General features: G+C 59.2%; 25 protein-coding genes, 2 tRNA genes and 1 other RNA gene. 11 read left to right on the top strand and 17 right to left on the bottom strand.

The window, feature by feature from the left end:
- Positions 1-19 precede the first annotated feature (19 nt).
- From ELE36_RS07900 to ELE36_RS07850, 11 genes are all read right to left on the bottom strand, one after another.
- Positions 20-2,107 (bottom strand): S53 family peptidase, encoded by a 2,088-nt coding sequence (locus tag ELE36_RS07900; protein WP_129832548.1) that lies wholly within the window; start codon positions 2,105-2,107, stop codon positions 20-22.
- A 69-nt stretch (positions 2,108-2,176) separates the two neighbouring features.
- The gene (locus ELE36_RS07895) at positions 2,177-2,500 is read right to left on the bottom strand and encodes a YbaB/EbfC family nucleoid-associated protein (RefSeq protein WP_129832547.1); all 324 of its coding nucleotides are present in this window, start codon (positions 2,498-2,500) and stop codon (positions 2,177-2,179) included.
- Complete coding sequence (dnaX, locus tag ELE36_RS07890; RefSeq protein WP_129832546.1) at positions 2,497-4,269, bottom strand: DNA polymerase III subunit gamma/tau; 1,773 nt, start codon at positions 4,267-4,269, stop codon at positions 2,497-2,499. The genes ELE36_RS07895 and dnaX overlap by 4 nt, the downstream gene beginning before the upstream one ends.
- A gap of 394 nt (positions 4,270-4,663) precedes the next feature.
- Positions 4,664-4,760: signal recognition particle sRNA small type (gene ffs / locus ELE36_RS07885), an RNA gene on the bottom strand.
- An 84-nt stretch (positions 4,761-4,844) separates the two neighbouring features.
- Positions 4,845-4,937: transfer RNA gene (locus tag ELE36_RS07880), tRNA-Ser, on the bottom strand.
- Positions 4,938-5,093: 156 nt separating this feature from the next.
- Complete coding sequence (locus tag ELE36_RS07875; RefSeq protein ID WP_129832545.1) at positions 5,094-5,531, bottom strand: molybdenum cofactor biosynthesis protein MoaE; 438 nt, start codon at positions 5,529-5,531, stop codon at positions 5,094-5,096.
- Positions 5,528-5,767: a MoaD/ThiS family protein gene (locus tag ELE36_RS07870; protein WP_129832544.1), complete on the bottom strand. Its 240-nt coding sequence runs from the start codon at positions 5,765-5,767 to the stop codon at positions 5,528-5,530. Before ELE36_RS07870 ends, ELE36_RS07875 begins: the two co-directional genes overlap by 4 nt.
- A gap of 13 nt (positions 5,768-5,780) precedes the next feature.
- Positions 5,781-6,317, bottom strand: a complete 537-nt coding sequence (moaC, locus tag ELE36_RS07865; RefSeq protein ID WP_129832543.1) for a cyclic pyranopterin monophosphate synthase MoaC — start codon at positions 6,315-6,317, stop codon at positions 5,781-5,783.
- 60 nt (positions 6,318-6,377) lie between these two features.
- A complete protein-coding gene (gene moaA / locus ELE36_RS07860; protein WP_129832542.1) occupies positions 6,378-7,424 on the bottom strand; it encodes a GTP 3',8-cyclase MoaA in 1,047 nt (348 codons plus the stop codon).
- Positions 7,424-8,209 carry an MBL fold metallo-hydrolase gene (locus ELE36_RS07855; RefSeq protein ID WP_129832541.1) on the bottom strand — a complete coding sequence of 262 codons (786 nt, stop codon included), beginning with the start codon at positions 8,207-8,209 and terminating at the stop codon, positions 7,424-7,426. Before ELE36_RS07855 ends, moaA begins: the two co-directional genes overlap by 1 nt.
- Entirely contained in the window at positions 8,206-8,973 is a 768-nt protein-coding gene (locus ELE36_RS07850; protein WP_129832540.1) for a 3-deoxy-D-manno-octulosonic acid kinase, read from the bottom strand. Before ELE36_RS07850 ends, ELE36_RS07855 begins: the two co-directional genes overlap by 4 nt.
- A 71-nt stretch (positions 8,974-9,044) precedes the next feature.
- On the opposite strand from ELE36_RS07850, the gene ELE36_RS07845 reads away from it, so the two are divergent.
- Together ELE36_RS07845 and hemP are read left to right on the top strand one after the other, a co-directional pair.
- Entirely contained in the window at positions 9,045-10,109 is a 1,065-nt protein-coding gene (locus ELE36_RS07845) for a glycosyltransferase family 9 protein (protein ID WP_129832539.1), read from the top strand.
- A gap of 54 nt (positions 10,110-10,163) precedes the next feature.
- Positions 10,164-10,391, top strand: coding sequence for a hemin uptake protein HemP (gene hemP, locus ELE36_RS07840; RefSeq protein ID WP_129832538.1), 228 nt, complete (start codon positions 10,164-10,166; stop codon positions 10,389-10,391).
- A 114-nt stretch (positions 10,392-10,505) separates the two neighbouring features.
- On the opposite strand, the gene ELE36_RS07835 is transcribed toward hemP, so the two are convergent.
- Positions 10,506-10,904 (bottom strand): DUF6165 family protein, encoded by a 399-nt coding sequence (locus tag ELE36_RS07835; RefSeq protein ID WP_129832537.1) that lies wholly within the window; start codon positions 10,902-10,904, stop codon positions 10,506-10,508.
- Between the two features lie 168 nt (positions 10,905-11,072).
- On the opposite strand from ELE36_RS07835, the gene ELE36_RS07830 reads away from it, so the two are divergent.
- Positions 11,073-11,163, top strand: a tRNA-Ser gene (locus ELE36_RS07830).
- A 53-nt stretch (positions 11,164-11,216) separates the two neighbouring features.
- Here the strand turns inward: ELE36_RS07830 and ELE36_RS07825 are convergent.
- Positions 11,217-11,972 (bottom strand): TorF family putative porin, encoded by a 756-nt coding sequence (locus tag ELE36_RS07825; protein WP_129832536.1) that lies wholly within the window; start codon positions 11,970-11,972, stop codon positions 11,217-11,219.
- Positions 11,973-12,156: 184 nt separating this feature from the next.
- Here ELE36_RS07825 and ELE36_RS07820 point away from each other — a divergent pair, with 184 nt between their 5' ends.
- The 4 genes from ELE36_RS07820 to ELE36_RS07805 all read left to right on the top strand — a co-directional run bounded on the left by ELE36_RS07820 (position 12,157) and on the right by ELE36_RS07805 (position 15,915).
- On the top strand, positions 12,157-12,795 hold the full coding sequence (locus ELE36_RS07820; protein ID WP_242512389.1) for an RNA polymerase sigma factor: 639 nt from the start codon (positions 12,157-12,159) through the stop codon (positions 12,793-12,795).
- Positions 12,792-13,565 carry a zf-HC2 domain-containing protein gene (locus ELE36_RS07815; RefSeq protein WP_129832534.1) on the top strand — a complete coding sequence of 258 codons (774 nt, stop codon included), beginning with the start codon at positions 12,792-12,794 and terminating at the stop codon, positions 13,563-13,565. The genes ELE36_RS07820 and ELE36_RS07815 overlap by 4 nt, the downstream gene beginning before the upstream one ends.
- 49 nt (positions 13,566-13,614) lie before the next feature.
- On the top strand, positions 13,615-14,919 hold the full coding sequence (locus ELE36_RS07810; RefSeq protein WP_165371531.1) for a S8 family peptidase: 1,305 nt from the start codon (positions 13,615-13,617) through the stop codon (positions 14,917-14,919).
- 252 nt (positions 14,920-15,171) lie between these two features.
- On the top strand, positions 15,172-15,915 hold the full coding sequence (locus ELE36_RS07805) for a plastocyanin/azurin family copper-binding protein (protein ID WP_165371530.1): 744 nt from the start codon (positions 15,172-15,174) through the stop codon (positions 15,913-15,915).
- Positions 15,916-16,257: 342 nt separating this feature from the next.
- Here ELE36_RS07805 and ELE36_RS07800 read toward each other — a convergent pair whose 3' ends face one another.
- Entirely contained in the window at positions 16,258-16,467 is a 210-nt protein-coding gene (locus ELE36_RS07800; RefSeq protein ID WP_129832531.1) for a hypothetical protein, read from the bottom strand.
- 300 nt (positions 16,468-16,767) lie between these two features.
- Between ELE36_RS07800 and ELE36_RS07795 the strand changes: the two genes are divergently transcribed.
- Complete coding sequence (locus ELE36_RS07795) at positions 16,768-17,469, top strand: PP2C family protein-serine/threonine phosphatase (protein ID WP_129832530.1); 702 nt, start codon at positions 16,768-16,770, stop codon at positions 17,467-17,469.
- A 24-nt stretch (positions 17,470-17,493) separates the two neighbouring features.
- Here ELE36_RS07795 and dnaQ read toward each other — a convergent pair whose 3' ends face one another.
- From dnaQ to ELE36_RS07780, 3 genes are read right to left on the bottom strand one after another with little or no spacing between them, the layout of a single operon-like run.
- Positions 17,494-18,198, bottom strand: a complete 705-nt coding sequence (gene dnaQ / locus ELE36_RS07790) for a DNA polymerase III subunit epsilon (RefSeq protein WP_129832529.1) — start codon at positions 18,196-18,198, stop codon at positions 17,494-17,496.
- A gap of 6 nt (positions 18,199-18,204) precedes the next feature.
- The gene (gene rnhA / locus ELE36_RS07785) at positions 18,205-18,684 is read right to left on the bottom strand and encodes a ribonuclease HI (protein WP_129832528.1); all 480 of its coding nucleotides are present in this window, start codon (positions 18,682-18,684) and stop codon (positions 18,205-18,207) included.
- The gene (locus ELE36_RS07780) at positions 18,681-19,403 is read right to left on the bottom strand and encodes a methyltransferase domain-containing protein (protein WP_165371529.1); all 723 of its coding nucleotides are present in this window, start codon (positions 19,401-19,403) and stop codon (positions 18,681-18,683) included. The genes rnhA and ELE36_RS07780 overlap by 4 nt, the downstream gene beginning before the upstream one ends.
- A 270-nt stretch (positions 19,404-19,673) precedes the next feature.
- Here ELE36_RS07780 and gloB point away from each other — a divergent pair, with 270 nt between their 5' ends.
- The 3 genes from gloB (at position 19,674) to ELE36_RS07765 (ending at position 22,835) form a co-directional block, all read left to right on the top strand.
- Entirely contained in the window at positions 19,674-20,453 is a 780-nt protein-coding gene (gloB, locus tag ELE36_RS07775; protein ID WP_129836728.1) for a hydroxyacylglutathione hydrolase, read from the top strand.
- A complete protein-coding gene (locus tag ELE36_RS07770) occupies positions 20,450-21,895 on the top strand; it encodes a LysM peptidoglycan-binding domain-containing protein (protein WP_129832526.1) in 1,446 nt (481 codons plus the stop codon). The genes gloB and ELE36_RS07770 overlap by 4 nt, the downstream gene beginning before the upstream one ends.
- Positions 21,896-22,049: 154 nt before the next feature.
- Positions 22,050-22,835 (top strand): enoyl-ACP reductase FabI, encoded by a 786-nt coding sequence (locus tag ELE36_RS07765; RefSeq protein ID WP_129832525.1) that lies wholly within the window; start codon positions 22,050-22,052, stop codon positions 22,833-22,835.
- The last annotated feature ends 7 nt before the right edge of the window (positions 22,836-22,842 follow it).

Raw genomic sequence — 22,842 nt, 5'->3', positions numbered from 1 at the left:
TTTACCGGCAGTCTACCGGTCAACAATGCAAAGGCGCGTATCGACAACGTCGGATCGGGACAAAAAAAGTCGGCACCGTCGCTACCCATTGCGCCAGCAAATTCTGTACGTTGATCGAGCCGAGTCCGGTCACTTCGTCGTAGCCCGTCGTCAGCGGATAACCCGTCAATCCCGCGCTCAGATCCGTCGGTCCTGGCATGCTGTTGTTGCACATGCTCGGAATCGTGATTACGCAACTGGTGACGCCGCTCGACGCAGGCGTGGCATCGTGAAATACGCCGTTCGATGGCGTTGCCGCCAACGCATACAAACGCGGATTCAGATTGCCTTGCGGACCGCCGAGTTTCTGGTTCAACAACGCCACGATCCCAGCCATGCTCGGGGTACTGGCCGATGTTCCGCCGATCGCAATAAAACCGAAACTGCCTTGCGAATTCGCGACACACGAGCCGTTGCCCGAAGCGATGCACGTGAAATAGCCATCGTGTTGCGAGGCGCTGAAAGCCACGTCCGGGGTATAACGACCTTGCGTGCCGGGTACACCCACGCCAGCCTGCCAGCTCGGCGTTGGCAGATACGCACTGACGCCACCCCCGGATGCCGCGATCTGGCTCGCATTACTGCTATCGAGCGGCTCGTTCCAACCACCTTCAGGAATATATCCGAGCGCCGAGGCGTATCCGGTTACATTAACCGAACTCCAGTACGCGCTCGAGTTAGTGGTATCGGCGAACTGCGTACCGCCGACACACGTGACGTAACTCGACGAGCACAGCGCATTCGGGCTACGAAATTGTAGCTTGGGTGGCGTGCCAGTCGTATCGCACCCCGCCACACCAGAATCGCCGGAAGCTACCAGGACCGAAATTCCCTCGATCGCCGCCTGACTGAAAAGTTGATCAAGGTAACTCAGGCCATTGGGTGGTGCATCTGACTCGCAGCTGCCGAAACTGATACTCAGGATTTTCGCAAAAAGCGGAGTGTCGTCAATCACATGTTCCGTGGCGATAAGCACGCCGTCTTGGTTATCGACGTCGGTACTGGCAACGAGGTAAATCGTGGCACCGGGTGCGGTGCCGATGGCGCGTTCGACATCCAGCGTGGCTTCCGATTGATCGTTTGCCTTGCCGCAATCGCTGGGATCAGTATCGGTGCATGAGGTACTTGCCGGCGGCGGCGAAATACCGGCCGGTGGAACTATCAGAATCGGGTCGGAATTCGGCAATGAGGTGACATGTTCGAAGGCTTCGATATCGGCATTAGAAACTTGTGCACGTCCGACAATCGCAATGTTCTGTCCCGCGCCATTGATGCTCTGCTGCAACACTGGCTTCATGCCATAAATAGTGGCGAAATCCGCCGGAGTGAGGAAATATCTGCAAGTGCCTGCCGGCGGACAAATCGAAAGTTCCGGCTGGGTCGCACCGGGCATCGGCGCACTGCTCTGATGCTGGGTTAAAGTGTGATACGAGTGCGTTCTTGCTGTGATCAATCCCCGCACTGACTGGATCACGCCAACCAGTGCAGCCGGCACACGCGGTGTATCCACCGTCGCAATCCGCGTTTCGCCGTTGACTCGATAACGATGCAGCTCGGTGCCAAAGGCAGCCTTCACATTGGCTGCGCTACCGCTGAAACTAATCGACATGCGACTGTTTGCCACACGATCGACATGCAAGCCTTGCGCTTGCAACCAATCCGTTATTGCCTGGATATCGTTTGCACTCGCGCCAAATTTTTCGCCAACCTGCTGCGGCGTCAGCCACGCGTGGAAATTCACCGACGCCGGATCCTGCTGCTCCTGCAACAAGCTTTCAAATGCTGCCTGCCGCATGGCCGAACGCTTGAGGTTCACACTGAGTGCTTGCAGCACCGTCGCCTCATCGAGCGCGCCAAGATCATTTTCTGCGGACGCCCACGAGACTTTTGACTCGCTCAAGCGCACGACGTTGTTGCTATCCACGCTGCCGCGCACGAGATCGCGAACCTGGGCCATCGCCACGGTCGAAAATCCGAAAGCCAGCAGCAGTAAACACGCGAGCGCGTTCTTGCAAACATCACGATTCACGCCTGCGCTGCGGCGAAAGAATTTTCGAGTATCGGTCATGCCACTTTCCTTTACCAATTCAAAAACTGCATCGCACAGTGCGAGTGATACGTGTCGGCGCGACGGCAATCAAAAAGGCAGCTTGAATCCCGCCGGCAGGTTCATGCCGGCGCTCACCGCGCTCATGCGCGATTGCGATTCCTGCGCGATCTTGTTGACCGCGTCGTTGAATGCAGCGGCGACAAGATCTTCGGCCATTTCCGCATCGTCGGCGAACAACTTGCGATCAATCGTCACACGACGCACTTCGTGGCGACCACTCATTTGCACCGTGACCAGACCGCCACCGGATTGGCCGCTGACTTCGAGGTTGGCGATTTCTTCCTGCGCGCGCTTCATCTCGTCCTGCATGCGCTGCGCTTGTTGCATCAAGTTACCCAATTGCGCTTTCACGACCCATTCTCCAGAGGTTTGATGGAATTCGGCACGATCCGCGCGCCGAGACTTTGCATCAGCGCCTGCACTACCGGATCAGTGTTCATGCCGGTTTCGGCAGCCTGTTGCTGCGCCGACTTGGCGCGTGCGGATTGATCGGCTGGCGTTTCGATGTTGTCGCCGGCGCGCTCGATTCGCACCTTGATAGTGGTGCCCAACGCTGTCGATAATTTTTGTTCGATCAGCGTTACCAACGTCGGCGAATTCAAATGCTGATGTGCGGCTTTCAATGCCAGGCGCAAGGTATCGCTTTCGAGGCCGAGCATCGCTGCATGCTGCGCGAGTTGACCGGCCGGCCCGCGCAAGCCGGCACTCTCGATCAACGCGGGCCAATCGTTGGCAGTGAGATCTGCCAAGGCAATGCTCGGTGCAACCGTTACCGCTACCGCAGCAATGGGCGGCGCAGTTGCGGCCTCGTTTTCATAGCTTGCCGCGCGCGAGCTTTCGGCGACACCGCCTGCTCGTTGCTGCAGCACTGGGGGCGATTCAAAACGATTCGCCGCGATTGCGGCTGTCGATGCTGCATTGGAATGATTCGTCGCACTTGCTCGCGACGGTGCAACCTCAGCGGCGGATTTTGTCGCGATCGGCAACACCGGCCCGCGCGGCGGGATTATTGAAGGCGCGGCCGCCACCGCACCTGTCACCGGCTTGAACGCGAGCATGCGCAATAGCGCCATTTCGAATCCCGCTCGCGCGGTCGGAGCCAGTGGCAGATCGCGGCGACCATTGATCGCGAGCTGGTAAAACAGCTGTACCTCTTCGGCGCTGATCGTGCTCGCCAACGCATCGAATTCGGGCACGACGTCGACATCGGCTTCGACATACTCAGGCACAAGCTGCCTGAGCTGGATGCGATGCAGCGCGCCAGCGAGTTCATCCAGCACGATACCGAAATCCGGTGAAAATTCGGCGAGGCGATTGACCTCGGCGAGCAAGGCATTGCCGTCGGCGCTCTGGATCGCGCGCAGCAAGCCGAGCACTTCGCCGCTCTCCAGCGTGCCAAGCATCGCGCGCACTTCACTTGCGCGCACCGCACCGCCGCCGTAAGCAATGGTTTGATCGAGCAGCGACAGGCCATCACGCAGACTGCCATCAGCGGCGCGCGCGAGTTCGCTCAGCGCGGCAGTTTCGTAGGCAATTTTTTCTGCGTCGAGGATAAGTCGCATCTGGCCGGAAATCTGCTCCGGCAACAGGCGCTTGAGATTGAACTTGAGGCAGCGTGACAATACCGTCACCGGCAGTTTCTGCGGATCGGTGGTGGCAAGCAAAAACTTCACGTGCGCCGGTGGCTCTTCGAGGGTCTTGAGCAACGCGTTGAACGCCGACTTAGACAGCATGTGTACTTCATCGATCAGGTAGACCTTGAAGCGACCGCGCGATGCCGAATACTGCGCGTTTTCGATCAGCTCACGCACGTTGTCGACGCCGGTATTGCTGGCCGCATCGATTTCGAGCAGATCGATGAATCGGCCCGCATCGATATCGATACACGCCGAACATTCACCGCACGGCTGCGACGACGTGCCCTTGTCACAATTCAGCGATTTGGCGAAAATTCGCGCGATCGTGGTCTTGCCCACGCCACGCGTGCCGGTGAACAGAAAGGCGTGATGCATGCGTCCGGAATCCAGCGCATTGCTGAGCGCACGCACGACGTGCTCCTGGCCCACCAGCTCGGCGAATCGGCGCGGACGCCACTTGCGTGCGAGAACTTGATACGACATGCCGATAACCACAAAGACGAAGCGTTGATTGTGCCAACTCGCAGCCGCAACAGCCAGCACCGCGACGGCAACGTTGCGACAGCGTCGAAGGCATCAAGTTGGACGATACAGATGAAAATATGTGTGAAGTCGCGACATCGATGAAGACGAGCTTAGTGCGCTGCTCAAAACCGCTACAACGTGTTGTGGCTACGGCAGCCAAGCGCAAGCCCGAGCGCGCTCACGGCATAACGGCAGTGAGCACCAAGAAGATCAAAACGAAGTTGGTCGACAGCCCCCTTGAGTCAAGGGGGCGAATGCTTGCCGCGCAAGCATTCGGGGATGTAGGAGCAAGCAGCCTCATCGAAGCCGAGGTACTAATCACCCACACCGCAATCTGAAACGAGGAGGCAACCTCCGCCAGCCACACCCCGGCACCCGAATCACTCGCTACCGTTGCTTCCTTCCGGACCTGGCGGGGTTTGCAAGCTATCGTCGCGGGGGAACCGACGGAGGTCACCATTGAAAAGCGGCGTGCAGATCGCCGTTGAATCCAAATCCTGCAAGCGCCAAAGCCGCGCGCACAAACAACCCAATGGCGGAGAGAGAGGGATTCGAACCCTCGATACGGGGTTTAGCCGTATACACACTTTCCAGGCGTGCTCCTTCAGCCGCTCGGACACCTCTCCACAGGATTGGATATCGTTGCGCTCTGGCGCAATCCGCGGGAATTCTCGTCCCATCGGAAGGCCGCGAAGAGTACATTACACGGCCCGCACAGACAAGCGCGCATGTCTCAGCCAATCGCGCTTCAGCTGCAATACCAGCCTATCTTCGCAAAGCGATCAGCCCGGATCGACCGGCGTATTGTCAGGATGCAGCCAGCCGGATTCGCCATCGGCGTAGTGTTCGTTTTTCCAGATCGGCACGCGCAATTTCACTTCGTCGATGATGTAACGACAACACGCAAACGCCGCATCGCGATGGGCCGAACTAACCCCGACCCATACGGCGATATCGCCGATCGCCAACGTGCCAACTCGATGCGCGCAACAGGCGTGCTCGATCGCAAATTTCTCACTCGCCTCCATCAGGATACGTGCGCCTTCTATTTCGGCCAATGCGGCATACGCCTGATATTCCAGCCGCTGCACGACACGGTGGTTATTGCGGTTGCGCACGCGACCTTCGAAACTCACGAACGCACCAGCTCGATCGCTGGATAATTTCTGCGCGAGTTGTTGCGGATCCAGCACATCGGGACAAAGCAGAAACTGTTTCATCCGCCTGACACCGGCGGCAAGAAAACGATTTCGTCGCCATCGGCTAGCGCGAGATGCCAATCCGCGAATTCGCCATTGACTGCGACGCGCAACCGCGATGCGTCCAGCGTAAATCCATGCCGAGCACGCAACTCCGCATACAAGGCACGTGGTTCGCTCAGCGCAGTTTCCCAGGTTTCTTCGGCGCAACCGGCCTGATCGGCGAGGCTAGCGAAATAACGTAGCGTGTATTTCATCGTGATTATTTCGTCACCCAGTAATTTTTTTCGCACCGCGTGCCAGTTTTTTACCGGCGACGACATCGCGCTTGCCACCAGATTTTTCGAGCAGCCGTACATCGCTAATCACGATCTTATGCGACAGCGCCTTGCACATATCGTAGATAGTCAATGCAGCGACGCTGGCACCGGTGAGCGCTTCCATTTCGACGCCGGTCTTGTGGGTCAGACGCACTTCGCATTCGATGCGCAATTCGCTCGCCGAACTGAACTCGATGCGCATTGCGCAGTTTTCCAGCATCAGCGGATGACAGAAAGGAATCAACTCGTGCGTACGTTTTGCCGCCATCACCCCAGCGATGATCGCGGTATCGATGATCGGGCCTTTTTTGCCGCGCATGTCCTGCTCGCGCAATTGTTGCGCAACCGCTGCGGGGAAACGCACGATCGCTTGCGCCACGGCGCGGCGTTGGGTCGCGGGCTTGTCAATCACATCGACCATGCGCGGACGATTATCGTCGCCGACGTGGGTCAAGCGTTGCGGTTTTGAATCTGCCTTTTTACTCATGTCGCCTTTGCTCAAAACCTGACTGAAAAACTATCGAAGCGCACGCCACGCGCGTGCCAGTCATCCGCCGATACGATACATCTCGACGTGTTCAAGTCGGCCATCATTGCGCAGCTCAGCACGTTGTTCGCTGTACCGATCCACTCGTAGACGCCAACGTGTCGCGAGCAGATCGATCAGCGCCGCGTCCTCCACACCGTCGCGCAGCGGCGCGCGTAAATCGAAGCCGTCGCGTGCGAACAAGCAGGTATAAAGTTTGCCATCGGCCGACAATCTGGCGCGCGAGCAATCGCCGCAAAACGGTTCGCTCACCGAGCTGATGAATCCGATTTCGCCTATGCCATCCTGGAATACATAACGACTCGCCACCTCGCCGCGATAATTCGGTATCACCGCGCGTAACGGCCAGCGTGCATGGATGCGTTCGCGCATTTCCAGCGCCGGCACCACACCGTCTGCCTGCCAGCCATTGCAGGTACCAACATCCATGTATTCGATCAGCCGCACGATATGGCCGCTGCCGCGAAAATGTTCGATCAGATCGAGCACCTGCGCATCGTTGATGCCACGCATCACCACGCTGTTGATCTTGATCCGAGTGAAACCGGCGCGCTCGGCGGCGGCGATGCCAGCCAGCACTTCGCTGACCTCGCCACGACCACCGCTCATGCGGCGAAACGTGTCGGCATCGAGCGTATCCAGGCTGATCGTTAGCCGCTGCAAACCGGCGTCCCGCAAGGCTTGCGCGTGTTGCGGCAACAGCACCGCGTTGGTGGTCATGGCCAGATCTTCGACGCCGGGAATCGCAGCTAGACGTTCAATCAGCAACGGCAGATCACGACGCAGCAGCGGCTCACCGCCAGTCAGGCGCAACTTGCGCACGCCGAGTGCGACGAAGGCGCGCGCGAGTCGCTCGATCTCGTCGAAGCTCAAGCGATCGGCGGCACGGAGAAATGCATGATCGCGCGGATACTGATCTTCCGGCATGCAATACGGGCAACGAAAATTGCAGCGGTCAATCACCGATATGCGCAGATCATGCAACGGTCGTGACAAACGATCGAGCGGTGCCGACGTGAGCAACTGCAAAGGAATCGATTGCGTCATCAGACGATCGCACTTGCCGATGTATCGGCGAGGACAACAAGCTGCGGCGAAGTTGGCGCGGCGAGCAGCACATCTTCGCCGCGCTCGATCACGCGATAACCGCGCGATTTCAATTCCGCACCATCGGCAATACTGCCGTAATGATAAAGCCGCAGGCGTGCGCGCATTTCGGCAGGATATTCGCGTTCGAGATCATCAACGCCGGTATGCGATGGATTGCCTTGCAGGCCGCAATCGTGAGCGACCCATTCGCCTGCGTTGGCGTATTCGGACAACATTTCCGGGATCGGCCGGGTATCGCCGGTGTAGACAAAACTGCCGCGTAAACTCAGACCGAAGGAAGTATTCGGCGCGTGATGGCGGGTCGGAAAAACCGCAAACCAGAATCCGGCGTGCCAGAAGCCGCGCGATACCGGAATGAGCTGGAATGAATCCCAGAAATTCGCGCCGCCTTCGGCCAGCACTTCGGGATAATCGGCAACCCGCGACTGCAGAATCGGCACGAGTGGCGCTGGCACATACAATCGAATTTTTCCGCGTAACGCTGCATCGAAATAGCTGCGGAAGAACAATCGCTCCAGGCCACCGACATGATCCATGTGCGCATGGGTGATGAACAACGCACGCGGCGCATCGCCGTAACGTGCCTCATACGCAGCAGGTACATCCGGGCCGGCATCGATCAGCAACAGCGGCGTTTCATCGCGCTCGAATACCGCGCTGGAGCAACCGAGCTCGTGCGCATGCGCCGCACCGACGCCGAGAAAATGCAGCCGATAGTTCACGCCAGCCCGCCATTGCCCGAAGCGTCCACGGACACCGAGGTATTGTCACCGAGCGTGGCGTGATACGCGGCCAGCAGCGGATGCCAGAAACCTTGCTCGAACGCGCTGTCACCGGCGTTTGCGCCGAGCTTCAGCAGCGAACGACGCAGGCGATCGATATTGGCTTGTTGCCAGTGATAGTCGGCGCGTCGCCGGCGTCCACGATCGAAGTCGATCAGGATCGGCTGATCACTGGCATCGAGCAGCACATTATGCGCATTCAGATCGGCGTGCCAGATTCCGCGCGCATGAAACGCCGCGATGCAACGGCCGATACGAATGCCCATCTCGCTGTCCAGCGATTGCGCAGCAAGACGTTGCGCCAGGGTCATGCTGTTGAGCACCTGGCGCGTAATCAGATCGGCGCGATAACGCAGACCATCACGCTGATAACGCGCCGCGACCGGCACTGGCACCGGCAACCCGGCATCGTGCAACTCGGCCAGCAAACGAAATTCGCGGAACGCGCGCGTGCGTTTGGCACCGATCCAGAGATAATTATCCGCGTTCATGCGCGCCATCAGACCGCCGCGTCGATAATGCCGCAACACACACGGCCCGAACGGCAGATCGACGAACAGCGCCTGACCGCGCCCCGCCGCACCCAACACGCCGCGCGCGCGCCACGCCGCCGCGTCGAACCAGGCTTCGTCGGCGAGCGGGGCAACGGCGGTATCGAACAGGATCGCGCCGGTCGCGGTAGGTTGCAGTTTTGTCTGGATCATCGGGGTGGGCTTGGGTACATACTATTCAACGCCAGCAGACCGTCTGGCTTTGTGAAGTCTAACAAGCCGCGATGCCCGAAATCTCATTTTCCGCAAGCCACCCGCCGCAATCGATTTGTCTGCTGCGCACCTCGGCGCTCGGCGACGTTACGCACGTATTGCCATTGGTGCGCACGTTGCAGGCCGCATGGCCCGACACCAAACTCACATGGCTGATCGGAAAACTCGAATGCAAGTTGCTCGGCGATATTCCGGGAATTGAATTTATCGTGTTCGACAAGACCCGTGGCTTATCGGGATATCGGGACGCATATCGGCAACTGCAAGGCCGGCGTTTCGACGCGCTGCTGCATATGCAGGTCGCGTTCCGATCGAATCTGCTGAGTGCGTTCGTGCACGCGCCAGTGCGCATCGGCTACGATCACGCGCGCTCGAAAGACCTGCATGATCTGTTCGTTAATCGGCGCATCGCGGCGCGCAGCGGTCAACATGTGCTGGACGCGATCGGCAGTTTCGCCGAGCCGCTGGGCCTTGAACAAAACTCGGTACGTTGGGATATTCCGATTCCCGATGCCGCGTACGAATTCGCTGAAAAACATCTGCCCGGCACGCAACCGACCTTGCTGGTCAGCCCATGTTCGAGTCATGCGCTGCGCAACTGGCGACCAGAACGCTACGCCGCCGTGATGGATCACGCGGCGCGCGAACTCGGTATGCGGGTTTTGCTATGCGGCGGCCCGAGCAGTTATGAGCGGCAATTCGGCGACGCGATTCTGGCGAAAATGCAAACCATGCCACTCGATCTGATCGGCAAGGACACACTCAAGCAACTGCTGGCCTTGCTGCAACGCGCGCGCCTGGTGCTCACGCCCGACTCTGGCCCGATGCATCTGGCCAACGCGGTCGGCACGCCGGTTCTCGGCCTGCATGCGGCGAGCAATCCGGCACGCAGCGGGCCGTACTCGGATCGGCGCTGGTGCGTGGATAAATACGACGCGGCGGCGCGCAAGTTCGTCGGCAAACCGGCGCACGCGCTGGCGTGGGGACGCAAGCTCGAATTCCCCGATGTGATGGATCTGATCGCTACCGACAACGTCATCGAGCGCCTGCATGCCTTCGCCGAGCGGCATGATTGACAATCAAATGAGAATGATTATCATTACAGTTTCCCTCAATCACCGGAGAGACTCATGCTCGAAACCGTCGACACCACCGCCCAAACCGCGCCGTCACACGACGCTAGCGTCGCGACGACAATTCGGCAGCCGGCTGCATATCACGCGCGTAGCAACACGCCGGTAACGCGTATCGACAGTCGCGAATTGCTGCAGGGCCATCGCGAACTGGTGATCGAGCATGTCGGCCTGGAATACCGTTTGCAGGTCACGCGCAACGGCAAGTTGATCCTGACCAAATAGCGTAGCGCGTCATTGACCAGCTGCGCTGTTGAAAAACGCTTCAGCGAAGCTTGGAATGACGGCTTTTTTTCCCTCGCCTTGCGCCTTGCGCCCGATTTCATCGCAACAGTGCAATCAAGCCTGTCGGTAATCAGCGTAGGATTTTTCTTCGACCAGGGTCGATCCGAGCAGCTGATTGATTTCGCGTTTGATCGCGGCGCGGTCGTCATTCTCGAAATACACCGCGCGCGCCAGCGCGATGAATTCGGCATCGAAAGCCTGAGCCTTTTCCTTTAGCCGGATATGGTCTTCGATGTCCCACAGTTTTTCGTTGACCGCCTTGAGGCGTGTGCGCTGTGCAGTGATATCGATGCGCGATGCCGCAGCCGCATTCCACGTGGTATCGAGCATATTCAATTCGACGCGCACGTTCGCAAGCTTGGCCGCATCGGTGATTCGCGCTGCCTTGATTTCGAGAATCGTGAGCTTGTCGATCAGTTCACCGAACGAAACGGGGGTGGAAATTTCACTCATGAAGATAAGTCGTTATGGCTGGAATTCGTTAGTGTAGCGTGCTGAGCGAGCGTGGTCAGCAGCAGATTTCGCGCGACTGATACAACTTGCAGTTGTCTCGCGCGGCACATAGCCGTATGATTCGCGCCCTTCACCGGCATGCGCGTCAACCGCGCCAGCAACCTCTGCGGAGAGGTGTCAGAGTGGCCGAATGAGCCGGATTCGAAATCCGGTGTACGTTTATGACGTACCGTGGGTTCGAATCCCACCCTCTCCGCCAAATCATTCAAGGCTTCGACCGGAAATCTCGCGGTCGAGCTGCGAAATCCTAAATTAGAAACTCCAGACCACCGAAGCCGTCCAGCGCGCGCTGGTGCGGGATATTGCGGGATAGGGATTCTGCGGATTCAATTCGGTGGGCCGACTGGTCCAGACCCGCGTGAGGTAAAAAGCCACATCGCCAACGCCGTAGTTCAGGCCCGCACTGCCATACGAATAGCTGTGAAACACAGTCTGTTGCAGATCAGCGTAGCCAACTCCGATGTCTGCGGAAAGACGATCGATCAGCGCCTGATGATAGGAAAGTTCCGCCCATGCGGCCGCATTGCTTCGCGCATTCGGGCCATATAGCAGGCCCGGACTATTGGGTGAAATGGCCAGCGATGCGCGCCAATGCGCGCCATAACTGATCGCCCCATTAAGTTCGTCGTAGCGCAAATTATCTCGATATACATCCCACGGCGATTCGTAATGCACGATGCCCACGCTGGTTGCCCAGTCATCTTTCAACAACCAACGTCGATTGATGTACAACGTGATCTGCGCTGCAGCTGATTGCCACATCGTTCGTTCGGCGGTAGCGCCCGCACCGACAATCCAGTCGGCGGCAAGAACGCAGTGGATGTCCGCCAGCCATGCCGGCCGATCGATCGTCAGGCTGCGACCGCGATAGATGTTGTCGCTACCGAAACCTGCACTGCCACCCCACTCCTGTGCATGCACATTGACAACAGCCATGAACGTGAACGCCAGCAACCACGGCATCTGCCAAACGCGACGCGCTGCCGAGAGTGGAGTAGTGTCAAGCATGACCAGCGTAACGCAGCGCTTTGCGCATGGACGGTTTTATATTCGTTGAGAGGGCGGTCGCGATGGTAGCGTATCCGACAGGAAATCTGCGGCGATTCGCGATCGACAACGGCGACGCAACCTTTTTATCGGGTTTCGGTACTCACCCTTGTGACAGTTTGCGATGGCGTGAATGAGGCGGATTTTGAGCGAAGCACGAAGCGACAACGGCACTGCCCGCTACGGAGATTCTGTCGCCGATGGAGAGCTATGCGAGCGCGCGTGGCTACAGGCGGTGGCGAACGCCGACCGCGTGGCCTTCGAGCGCTTGTATTTGCGTTATCACCCGCGGCTGACGCGCTTTCTCGGACGCATGACGGTTCGTCGTGATCTGATCGATGAAACCGTCAACGAAACCTTGTGGGCGGTCTGGAATAGCGCCGCTCGATTTCGCGGCGACTCCAAGGTCGGCACGTGGATTTTCGGCATCGCTTATCGCTGCCTGATGAAAGTGATTCGAGACGAACCGCCGCTCGCCGAACACGTTGAACCAGCGGCTGAGAATTCTTCGCTTGATGAAGCGGCGTTTGGCCAGAACGAAAGCGAGCAACGTGAACTGCGCGACTGGGTACAGCATGGTTTGTCGCTACTTCCGCACGAACAGCAGATGACCATGGAGCTCGCTTATTACCTAGGCCAATCGTGCGAGGAAATCGCCGGCATCATGAATTGCGCGGTGGGTACGGTGAAAGCGCGGATGTTTCATGCGCGCTTGCGATTACGCAACACGCTGCCGAATCTCGGCGGCGACTTTTCGACAGCAACCCGTTCGGTGCAAACATGACCAGCGATACGAATGATTCTTCTGTGCTTACGCATCGCCACACCTGGGATGCGATTCCGTGGATCGTGAATGGAACTGCCTCGCCAGCGGATCGCGCTATGGCCGACGAGCATCTTCGAACCTGCGCAGATTGCCGCGACGACTTGGCGTTCCAGAGCCTGGTGCATGCCGGCATGAACGTCACGACAGCGGCGATGCATGACGGCAAACCGGCGCTTGATCGGTTGTTCGCACGCATTGATGCCGAATCGAAAAATGAGCGAAATTTCGCGACCGATACGCTGTCCAACGAAACCTCGTATGCAAACAATCCACTACACGACTGGCACGCGCCGTCGCGCCACAAATGGACGCGGTATCGCGCGCGTTTGCTAGCGGCAATCGTCGCCGCGCAAACCGTTGGCCTGGTGCTGCTCGGTGTGCTGTTGTTGCGGCAGGAACACCAGCCGAATTCGAGTGCGAGGTATGAAACACTGAGCGAAGCGAGTATCCCGGCAGGCCCCGCCACGATCCGGTTTGTGCCGGTGCCGAGCCTGACCGTCGGCGCGATGCAGGCAATGCTCGCCGACGCGAAATTGCGCATCGTGGAAAGCAATCAGGGCAGCTCGATCTACGGCCTCGCACCTGAGCCAAATGCTCAATCCGGTCTGGCTGAAGATGCATCGATGGCACGAGCAGCCAGCACGACAATGGCAGTGGCTCGATTGCGCAATCAGCCCGGCGTTTTGCTGGTCGAGCCGATTGTTTCTCCCTCAGTCGCGCCGCGATAAATCACCGATGTCTAACGAGCCGCGAGCGCGCAAGCGGTTAATGTCGAGCATGAATATTGGACGGCATGGCTGGTGTCTGCTCGCATTTTCGATCATTGCGTTTGTCGCAAATATCGCAAATGCCATGACGACTGCATCGAGCGAATCGAATCCACGCTTGATCATCGTCGCCGTGGCGGACAAACCCGCGTCAGCGCCCAGTGCTGGCTCCACCCCGCGCGGTTACGCCGGACTGCAGAATTACGCCGGTAGTGATCGTGCGATCGCGACCGCAGCGAATGTGGCGCACGACTACGACCTGCGCGAAGTCTCGGCGTGGACGATCGAATCGTTGCGCTTGCGGTGCATGCTGTTTGAGATTCCCGCAGCCGCGGATCGCGAAACGATATTCACCCGATTGCACAAGGACGATCGCGTGCGCCTAGTGCAACCGTTGCAGGATTTCGACACCTACACCACTGCGCCCGACGCGGGCGGCTCGACCAACATGCCCGAACCGACCGCTTACAACGATCCGTATGTCGGCCTGCAACACGGGTTTACCGCTATCGGTGCGGCTGCGGCGCAACGTTGGTCGAATGGCGGCGGAATTCGCGTTGCGCTGATCGATACCGGCGTCGATGCGATGCATCAGGATCTTGCAGGCCGGATCGAACTGCAGCGCGATTTTGTCACCGGCTCTTCGAGCGCCGCCAACGCTGATCGACACGGCACCGAAGTGGCCGGCGTGATCGCAGCGGTTGCCAATAACGGGCTTGGCATCGTTGGCGTAGCCCCCGCTGCGCGCATACTTTCGTATCGCGCATGCTGGCCCGCGCAGGGCGGCGCGAGTGCGGCGCGTTGCAATACGTTTACGCTCGCCCAGGCGCTCGGCGCTGCGATCGCATCCGGCGCACCCATCATCAATCTGAGCCTGGGTGGCCCGTCGGATCCGCTGCTTGAAGAGTTGCTTGGTTACGCCATCAAACGTGGCGCCATTGTTGTCGGTGCGGTACCACCAGGCGGACGCATGGACGGATTTCCGATCAACGTAAAGGGTGTAATCGCAGTCAGCAGCAGCGAGGACGCGCAACCGACTGGTGTGGTACTTGCGGCGCCCGGACGCGACATTCTCACGCTCGAGCCGGGTGGCCATTACGACTACGCATCAGGCAGCTCGCTGGCAACGGCATACGTGAGCGGCGCAGTCGCATTATTGCTGGTACTGGACCACCATCTCGATGCGCCGGCACTGCTCGGATTGCTGCAAAAATCCCAGCGCGACGGCAATACTCCGATCAATATCTGCGAAGCGATATCCGCGCTGCGTCGATCCGGCGGGAACTACGCGACCACACCGGTGCATGCCGAATAGGCTACGCGTGCCATGCATGGGCAATCCATGCTTTCTGTTTCACCTCCCCAAAAACCCTCGCGCACCAACCCGTCGATGAAAGCGATGGCATCGCCATGCACAACCTTTTTGCTCGCTGCTGGTACCCATGCTTGAGAGTTGATGCGGGGCGCTGTCAGCCTACAAATTGCTCGGATCGTTTAATTACATATTGAGGAATTTGCCATGCGTAGGTCTGCATCCGCGATTAGTCTGTTTTTCTTGCTGCTCAGTATGAGCTTTGCCGCGTTTGCCGCGAACCATGCGGTTAAAGTAGGGGGCAGCGGACTGATATTTACCCCAGCCAGCTTGACCATTGCTGCCGGCGACACGGTGACATTTACCAACGCGGGCGGATTCCATAACGTCGTCGCGGACGACGGCTCCTTTCGCTGTGCTGATAATTGTACGGGTACAGGAGGTAATGCGAACAGCAGCGCTTGGAGCTCTCAAGTTGTCTACAATACAGCCGGTACATTTGGCTATTACTGTGAAATCCACGGCGGACCCGGCGCCGGCATGCATGGCAGCATCACCGTGGAGGCGGCGCCACCTCCGCCGCCACCGCCCGCCCCGACCACCATTGGCGGTTATCTCAGCGGCAACTGGTACAACCAGACGCAATCAGGAAGCGGGTTTCAACTCGAAGTGACATCCAACGCCAATCAGATGGTGGCGATATGGTTTGTATTCGCACCGGGCGGTGGCTCGCAATGGATTTATGCCCAAGGCACTTATGACCCGACCAGCAGCACAATCACGATGCCCGCAGCGCTGGTGCAAAACGGAAAATTTCCATTCCCAGCCTCCAACTATGTCGCCAGCGATATTCAAAAAGCTGCGTGGGGCACACTCACCTTCACGTTCAGTGATTGCAACACAGGCGTGGCCTCATGGAATTCCACGGTAACCGGCTATGGCAGCGGCAGCATTCCGATCACACGCCTGACCCAGATTGCAGGCACCGTCTGCCCCTGACAATCTGCTTTTAGACAGCACTCGATAGGGGCAACTTTTGCTGCCCCAAGCCGAAAATCAAGCGGGCCGCGGATGCGGTCCGCTTTTTTTGACGAATCTTTGCAGATTGATCTCAGTCAGCGACCGATCTTGCAGCTTCAGCGTCACTTTGCGACGCATTTGCGCACTCTGCAGCGCAACGCACGCAAATCACAGCGCGGCTGTAGGCAATCGCACAGGGAACAGATGTGTCAGCGAGGACGCAATGAAGCGGGGATGGGTGACCAGCGCGTGCGGACTAGCGCACGCGCGTTGGCCAGAACTCGACGAAATCAGCGCGGCAAAGGCCGGTGAAACGCCTTTTTATGCGTCGCCGTAGGCGGCAAGCATGCGCGCGAACGCGGCGTTGGCTGCTTCCAGCTCGCTATCGCTGACAGGTACAAAAGCCGAACCGGCAGTGATCTGCCGCGGTTGCGGGGCTGCCGGCATATCGAACGAGAAGCTTTCGAGCTGCTCGGCGGTCATGTCGAAGTCATAGGTGGGATTGAGCGACATTTCGGAGATCATATTCATGGCGGTTCCAAGTCAGGTTGGAGTAGCGATTAACCCATAGCAAGAGCCGGGCCAACTTTTCTCGGCGCCCATCAGCTCGCCGCAGACGAGAGTCTCGGCAGCTTGCTCAGGTGCACTTTTCGATGCTGTCCGTGGCCGTCTACCGATCGCAACCCGGCAACTGAATGCGGCGCTGAACAGATCGCGTCACCAACGCAAACTCCGTACCCGCATGAATCGCTTGCGCCGCGAATCAAACGCACGGCATGCTATTACGTATCAAGAATCGCCCCATCGCGGTTCACAGGGACAGCACCGCGCATGATCGAGTTTGGACACAGCACCCACGTCGGCTTGCGCCGCGAGCACAACGAAGACACGTATTACGCCGATGCCGACATGGGCCTGTGGCTGGTTGCCGATGGCATGGGCGGCCACGAACACGGCGAAATCGCCAGCGCTTTGGCGCGCGATACCGTGGTTGCCGAGGTCGCCAAAGGCATCGGTCTCGCGCAGGCAATTCGTCTGGCCGACGAAGAAATCATCCGTCACTCGAACAAGCGTGCCGAATCACTGCCGATGGGCACGACGGTCGCAGCGGTGCGTCTGCGCGGTAACGAATACGAAGTGAGCTGGGTTGGCGACAGCCGCGTGTATCTGTGGAACGGCGAACTGAAACAGGTCTCGCAAGATCACTCCTACGTGCAGGAGCTGGTGGATCAGGGTGCGATCACGACCGAGCAGGCGCGCACCCATCCGCATCGCAACGTGGTCACGCAGGCGCTAGGTGTTACCGATCCGCAAAGCCTGCGCGTGGAAGTGGTCAATGGCAGTTTGGCGCCGCGCCAGCAGTTGCTGATCTGCAGTGATGGCCTGACCGAAGAAGTGCCGGACAGCCACATCGCGATGGTGCTCGCGCGTGAGGATTTGAGCGCGCAGGAATGTGTCGATCATTTGATCCTGGCGGCGCTTGATGGCGGCGGCTCGGACAACATCACCGTGATCCTGATTCGCTGCCGATAGGGCAATTCCGACGTCAGTGGCGGCTTATTCCTGCCGCCATACGCAACGCCCCTTGCTTGCCTTGGCGATCGAGTCCAGACGCATTTCGTGCGCAATCAGTTCCTCGGGATTCGCCAGGCGCACGCGCAAGCCTACCGGCATTGCCGGTGTCGCCAACGCCACGCGTTGGCGTTGCGCGTTGGCGCTTTCGCTGATGAGGCCAAGGTCGCCCTGCCCGGTTGTCATTGCCAGATAAACTTCGGCCAGCAGTTGCGCATCGAGCAACGCGCCGTGGAATTCGCGGTGGCTGTTGTTGACGTCCAGACGTTTGCACAACGCGTCCAGATTGTTTTTCTGACCCGGATATTTCTCGCGCGCGAGCAGCAGCGTATCGAGCACGCTGGCGTGATCGCGAGTGCGCCCGTGCGCGCCACCAATCAAGAGCAGCTCGTTGTCGAGAAAGGCCAGATCGAACGCGGCGTTGTGGATCACCAGCTCGGAGCCACGAATGAATTCGATGAGCTCGTCAGCGACATCGACAAACAGCGGTTTGTCCGCAAGAAATTCCAGACTGATGCCATGTACCGCTTGGGCGCCTTCGTCGATTGCGCGTTGCGGATTGAGGTAACGATGGAAGGTGCGCCCGGTCGGCCGGCGTTCGCTAAGCTCTACCGCGCCGATTTCAATCAGGCGGTGACCCTTGCTGACTTCGAGGCCGGTGGTTTCCGTATCCAGTACGATTTGGCGCATGGCTGATTATCTTGTGGCTGTGACGGTTGTGGATTCGCGTTTTATTTTCTCGGCTTCGAGCCGCGCGCGCTGATCGACCAGTTCGTTTTCGACATGGCCGGAATGGCCGCGCGTCCATTGCCAGGTGATTTTATGCGCGCCCAGCGCCGCATGCAGCCGCTGCCATAAATCCTGATTCTTGACCGGCTTCTTGTCGGTGGTGCGCCAACCGTTGGCGCGCCAGCGCGGCATCCATTCCTCGACACCACGCATCACGTATTGCGAGTCCGTGACCAGCTTCACCGCGCAGGCGCGTTTGAGCACTTCGAGCGCCGCAATCGCGGCCATCAATTCCATGCGATTATTGGTGGTATCGGGCTCGCCGCCGCCGACCCATTTCTCCTTTTCGCCATAACGCAGCAACGCCGCCCAGCCGCCCGGGCCGGGATTGCCCAGACAGGCGCCGTCGGTATAAATCTCGACTACCACATCGTCAGAAACACTCATGGTCGTGCGCGCCTTGCGCCCGGCACAAGGTGTGGTGCCTGTGCGCGTTCGCGTGATGCTTTGCGCAGGCGCAAAGGCGTCAGCGCGCTGCGCCGTTTGCGCGCGAGCAGCAGATACGCACCACGCAGACCGGACAGCCAGCGCAACGAGCGCGCGGAATCGTCAGGCGCTTGCGCCACAGCCGACGCTCGCGGCAAAAACGCGCCGAGGTAACGGCGCTGCATGACATCGATATCGTGTTGTGCCAATTGTGTTTCCCAAAGGTGGGGAGATTGCAGTCGCAATGCGGACCCGGGTAAACGCCGTTGTTGCAGCGCCAGCCATGGTCGCCATGCGCTGTAAGGATTAAAACCGAGAATCAAGGCAACGCCTTCGGGCGCCAGCACGCGCGCAAGCTCGGCAGAAAAAAGTGCAGGCTCAGCAATATTTTCTGCTGCGTGCTGAATTACGATCAATTTGAAACTGTCGCTGGCGAACGGCAGTTGCGAGGGCGCGCAATTCAATGCACCAGCGAGGCGATACGGCGTGTCGATATGCAAGGTGATCAGGTTTCCCAGCAGGTGCGCGGGTTCAGCCACCTCCGGCAGGTATTGCGGGCGAATGTACAAACCATGCCGACCGTAAATACCTGCAAGCAGGGGATCTAGCGCAGCCAGCTCTCGCGCCAGCAATAATTCTGTGGGCGCAGTGCGGTAAATATTGTCAGGTTGAGCCTGCATGGAGATGCGGAATATAACAATCTGGGCGATGCGAAAGCGCGCAAGCTTAACTCGGATGCGCGGGCAGCGGCAGCGGTGCATGATTCGCAAACACGATCCGCCCTGCGGATTCCTCGCCGAGATTTCGCCAACGATGTAAAAAACGGCTAACAATCGCCCACGACCACCGGCACGGGCGCAAATGTGGCGAACTGGTTATAGTCGCTTCCCCTTGGGCCGACGTGACGACGCTGCGAGCGATGCCGTGGATCAGCGAAAACGATGGATAAGCTGCGCCTTTTGCCGGTGCCGGCATTCAGCGACAACTATATCTGGCTGCTGGCGGATGCGGCGGGTCATACGCTGATTGTCGATCCCGGCGAAGCCGCACCAGTGCGCGCGGCCTTGCTGCGCGAGCGGCTGACTCCGAGCGCGATCCTGCTCACGCATCATCATCCCGACCACATCGGCGGCGTTGCCGAATTGCTGCAGGAATTTCCGGTGCCGGTATACGCGCCGGACGATGAACGCATCTTGCAGGTGACAACCACGGTGCGCGATGGCGAGCACATAAGCATCAACGCACCGCAGATCGATTTCGGAGTGATCGCCGTGCCGGGACACACTAGCAGCCATATCGCGTATTTCGGCGGTGGCCTGTTGTTCTGCGGCGATACGCTATTCAGTCTCGGCTGCGGACGAATGTTCGAAGGTACTGCCGCGCAGATGCTGCATTCGCTGCAACGTTTGCGCGCCCTGCCCGGCGCGACGCAGGTCTGTTGCGGTCACGAATACACTCTAGCGAATGCCGCATTCGCGTTGACCCTTGAGCCGGACAATACCGTGCTGCGTGAACACGCCACGACGGTGCGCGCTTTGCGCGAGCGCGGTCTGCCGAGCCTGCCGTCGACACTGTCGCTCGAATGCGCCGCGAATCCTTTCCTGCGCACCGACACGCCGGTATTGTCGGCGCGGATCAAGGCCGAGCTTGCCGATCCCGACGCCGACGAAGTGGCACGTTTCGCCTGGCTGCGTCGCACCAAGGATCAGTTCAAGGCGCCGGTCGCATGAAGCCGCCGCACCCCACGTCGGATCCGCCACGCGGCGACTGGCGCTGGACCCTGGGCGGTTGCATCACGCTGTCGCTCGGCACCTGCTTGCTGCTGGCTTCCTGCGCCATCGACAACGCCAAACAGGCGCCACGCGGAGCGCCAACAGCGACGTCGCTGCCGCCGGAACCACCGGTCACGATCGCGAAACCAACTCCGCCCGCGACGACCCCGCGCAAGCCAATCAGCCTGGAAGAACCCGGCCCGGAAAACATCTGGACGCGGCTCAACCAGCGCTTTGCGATGCCGGGTTGCGACTACCACAGCGAAGTGCTGCGCTGGGCGCATATCTACACCCAGAGTCCGCAGGGGTTTCAGAACAGCCTGACCCAGGCGATGCCGTTTTTGTTGATCGTGCTCGATCAGCTCGAGCGCCGCGATCTGCCCGGCGAATTCGCGATGCTGCCTTACATCGAGAGCACCTACACGCCGCTGGTCAGTCGCGGTGACCGTCCCGGCGGCATGTGGCAGATCGTGCCCGATACCGCGCGCAGTTATGGCGTGCGCATCAACGCTGATTACGACGGACGGCTCGACATGTATGCGTCGACCACCGCCGCGCTCGACATGATCAAGCAATACCAGCAGGAATTCGGCGACTGGCGCCTCGCCAACATGGCGTTCAATGCTGGCGAATTTCGCGTCAAACAATTGGTCAAGGGCCGTGGCATCGATCTGTCGTCGAACGATCTGCGCAAGATCAGTTTCGATGCCGAAACCCACGAACACCTGACCAAACTGCTGGCCTTGTCGTGCGTGATTTCCAACCCCGAGCGTTTCCATGTGACCTTGCCGCAGCCGCAGGAAACCGATTATCTGCATGTAGTCGATCTGGATGCGCCGGTGGACCTGCGTCTTGCGGCGCGCCTTGCGCACCTTAGTGATGCCGAACTGCGCCGCCTCAATCCGGGTTATCTGCTGCCGCGCATGCCGGATGCCGGACCGTATCGTTTGCTGCTGCCGAAAACCCGCGTCGCCTCGTTCGAACAGACCTTGGCTCAATTGCCGAAATCGCAATGGCGCGACTGGCATCCGGTGCGCCTGCAACAAACCGAAGCGCTGGCGTTGCTCGCGGATTTCCACGGTATCAGCGAAACCGCACTCGCCACGATCAATGCCTTGACGATGGGCGACAGCGCGCTGACCGGCAGCGAGTTGTTGGTGCCTGGGCGCGACAGCGACAACAGCGCACACGAAACTCCAATCATGCCGCCGCCGCGCGTGATCGCTGCCAGCAACAGCAGCGGCAAACTGCATGTCGTGACATCCGGCGATACGCTCTGGCACATCGCCACGCAGTACGGCATCCAGGTGCGCGACCTGCTGCGGTGGAACAATCTGAGCGTGGGTTCGACCTTGCAACTCGGCCAGAAATTGCACGTGGTCAATCCGGATAAAGCCTGATCTGTTCGGGTTGCCACCTGACCCGGAATCTAGTGCATTCTCACGATTGCAATCTTCATCTCGACATCCGTATTCGCAGCAACCTGCCATCGCGGTCGCGCACGCGTTAAACTACGTGCTTTAGCCGCACGGCTTTGTATCCAACGGAGGATTTATGGGATTTCTGCACGGCAAGCGCGCGTTGATTACCGGCATCGCCAGCACGCGTTCGATTGCCTGGGGCATTGCCAACGCCATGCATCGCGAAGGCGCGCAACTCGCATTCACTTACGCCACCGAGCGTTTCAAGGATCGCGTCGATGAAGCTGCCGCCGAATTCGGTTCGTCGATTTCGTTGCCATGCGATGTCTCCAAGGATAGCGAAATCACCGGCCTGTTCGACGCACTCGGCAAACACTGGGACGGCTTCGACATCCTCGTGCATTCGATCGGTTATGCCGAACGCGAATCGATCCAGGGCGAATTTCTCGACAACCTCACTCGTGAAAACTTTGCGGTCGCGCACGACATTTCCAGCTACAGCCTTGCCGCATTGGCCAAGGCCGCGCGACCGATGATGCAGGGCCGCGCCGGCTCGATTTTGACGCTGACGTATCTCGGCGCCGAACGCGCGCTGGCCAACTACAACGTGATGGGCCTGGCGAAAGCGAGCCTCGAAGCCAACGTGCGTTATCTCGCCTACAACCTCGGTCCGGACGGCATTCGCGTCAACGCGATTTCTGCCGGCCCGATCAAAACGCTGGCCGCCGCCGGCATCGCGAACTTTCGCAAGATGCTTGATCACGTCGAGACCAACGCGCCATTGCGCCGCAGCGTCACGATTGATGAAGTCGGCAATGCCGCAGCGTTCTTGTGCTCGGATCTCGCCTCGGGAATCACCGGCGAAATCACCTATGTCGACGCCGGCTACAACGTGCTTGGCATGACCGGAATTTCGTAACGATTCG

Source organism: Pseudolysobacter antarcticus (assembly GCF_004168365.1).
GTDB classification, from domain to species: Bacteria; Pseudomonadota; Gammaproteobacteria; order Xanthomonadales; family Rhodanobacteraceae; genus Pseudolysobacter; species Pseudolysobacter antarcticus.
The sequence above is the reverse complement of the archived record's forward strand: the minus strand, read 5'-3'. Positions and strand labels throughout refer to the sequence as shown.

Bases quoted from the DNA above. Each gene is read 5' to 3' on its own strand.
- ELE36_RS07900 (WP_129832548.1), bottom strand. From the start codon at position 2,107: ATGACCGATACTCGAAAATTCTTTCGCCGCAGCGCAGGCGTGAATCGT.
- dnaX (WP_129832546.1), bottom strand. From the start codon at position 4,269: ATGTCGTATCAAGTTCTCGCACGCAAGTGGCGTCCGCGCCGATTCGCC.
- ELE36_RS07875 (WP_129832545.1), bottom strand. From the start codon at position 5,531: ATGAAACAGTTTCTGCTTTGTCCCGATGTGCTGGATCCGCAACAACTC.
- ELE36_RS07870 (WP_129832544.1), bottom strand. From the start codon at position 5,767: ATGAAATACACGCTACGTTATTTCGCTAGCCTCGCCGATCAGGCCGGT.
- moaC (WP_129832543.1), bottom strand. From the start codon at position 6,317: ATGAGTAAAAAGGCAGATTCAAAACCGCAACGCTTGACCCACGTCGGC.
- moaA (WP_129832542.1), bottom strand. From the start codon at position 7,424: ATGACGCAATCGATTCCTTTGCAGTTGCTCACGTCGGCACCGCTCGAT.
- ELE36_RS07850 (WP_129832540.1), bottom strand. From the start codon at position 8,973: ATGATCCAGACAAAACTGCAACCTACCGCGACCGGCGCGATCCTGTTC.
- ELE36_RS07845 (WP_129832539.1), top strand. From the start codon at position 9,045: ATGCCCGAAATCTCATTTTCCGCAAGCCACCCGCCGCAATCGATTTGT.
- hemP (WP_129832538.1), top strand. From the start codon at position 10,164: ATGCTCGAAACCGTCGACACCACCGCCCAAACCGCGCCGTCACACGAC.
- ELE36_RS07835 (WP_129832537.1), bottom strand. From the start codon at position 10,904: ATGAGTGAAATTTCCACCCCCGTTTCGTTCGGTGAACTGATCGACAAG.
- ELE36_RS07825 (WP_129832536.1), bottom strand. From the start codon at position 11,972: ATGCTTGACACTACTCCACTCTCGGCAGCGCGTCGCGTTTGGCAGATG.
- ELE36_RS07815 (WP_129832534.1), top strand. From the start codon at position 12,792: ATGACCAGCGATACGAATGATTCTTCTGTGCTTACGCATCGCCACACC.
- ELE36_RS07810 (WP_165371531.1), top strand. From the start codon at position 13,615: ATGAATATTGGACGGCATGGCTGGTGTCTGCTCGCATTTTCGATCATT.
- ELE36_RS07805 (WP_165371530.1), top strand. From the start codon at position 15,172: ATGAGCTTTGCCGCGTTTGCCGCGAACCATGCGGTTAAAGTAGGGGGC.
- ELE36_RS07800 (WP_129832531.1), bottom strand. From the start codon at position 16,467: ATGAATATGATCTCCGAAATGTCGCTCAATCCCACCTATGACTTCGAC.
- ELE36_RS07795 (WP_129832530.1), top strand. From the start codon at position 16,768: ATGATCGAGTTTGGACACAGCACCCACGTCGGCTTGCGCCGCGAGCAC.
- dnaQ (WP_129832529.1), bottom strand. From the start codon at position 18,198: ATGCGCCAAATCGTACTGGATACGGAAACCACCGGCCTCGAAGTCAGC.
- rnhA (WP_129832528.1), bottom strand. From the start codon at position 18,684: ATGAGTGTTTCTGACGATGTGGTAGTCGAGATTTATACCGACGGCGCC.
- ELE36_RS07780 (WP_165371529.1), bottom strand. From the start codon at position 19,403: ATGCAGGCTCAACCTGACAATATTTACCGCACTGCGCCCACAGAATTA.
- ELE36_RS07770 (WP_129832526.1), top strand. From the start codon at position 20,450: ATGAAGCCGCCGCACCCCACGTCGGATCCGCCACGCGGCGACTGGCGC.
- ELE36_RS07765 (WP_129832525.1), top strand. From the start codon at position 22,050: ATGGGATTTCTGCACGGCAAGCGCGCGTTGATTACCGGCATCGCCAGC.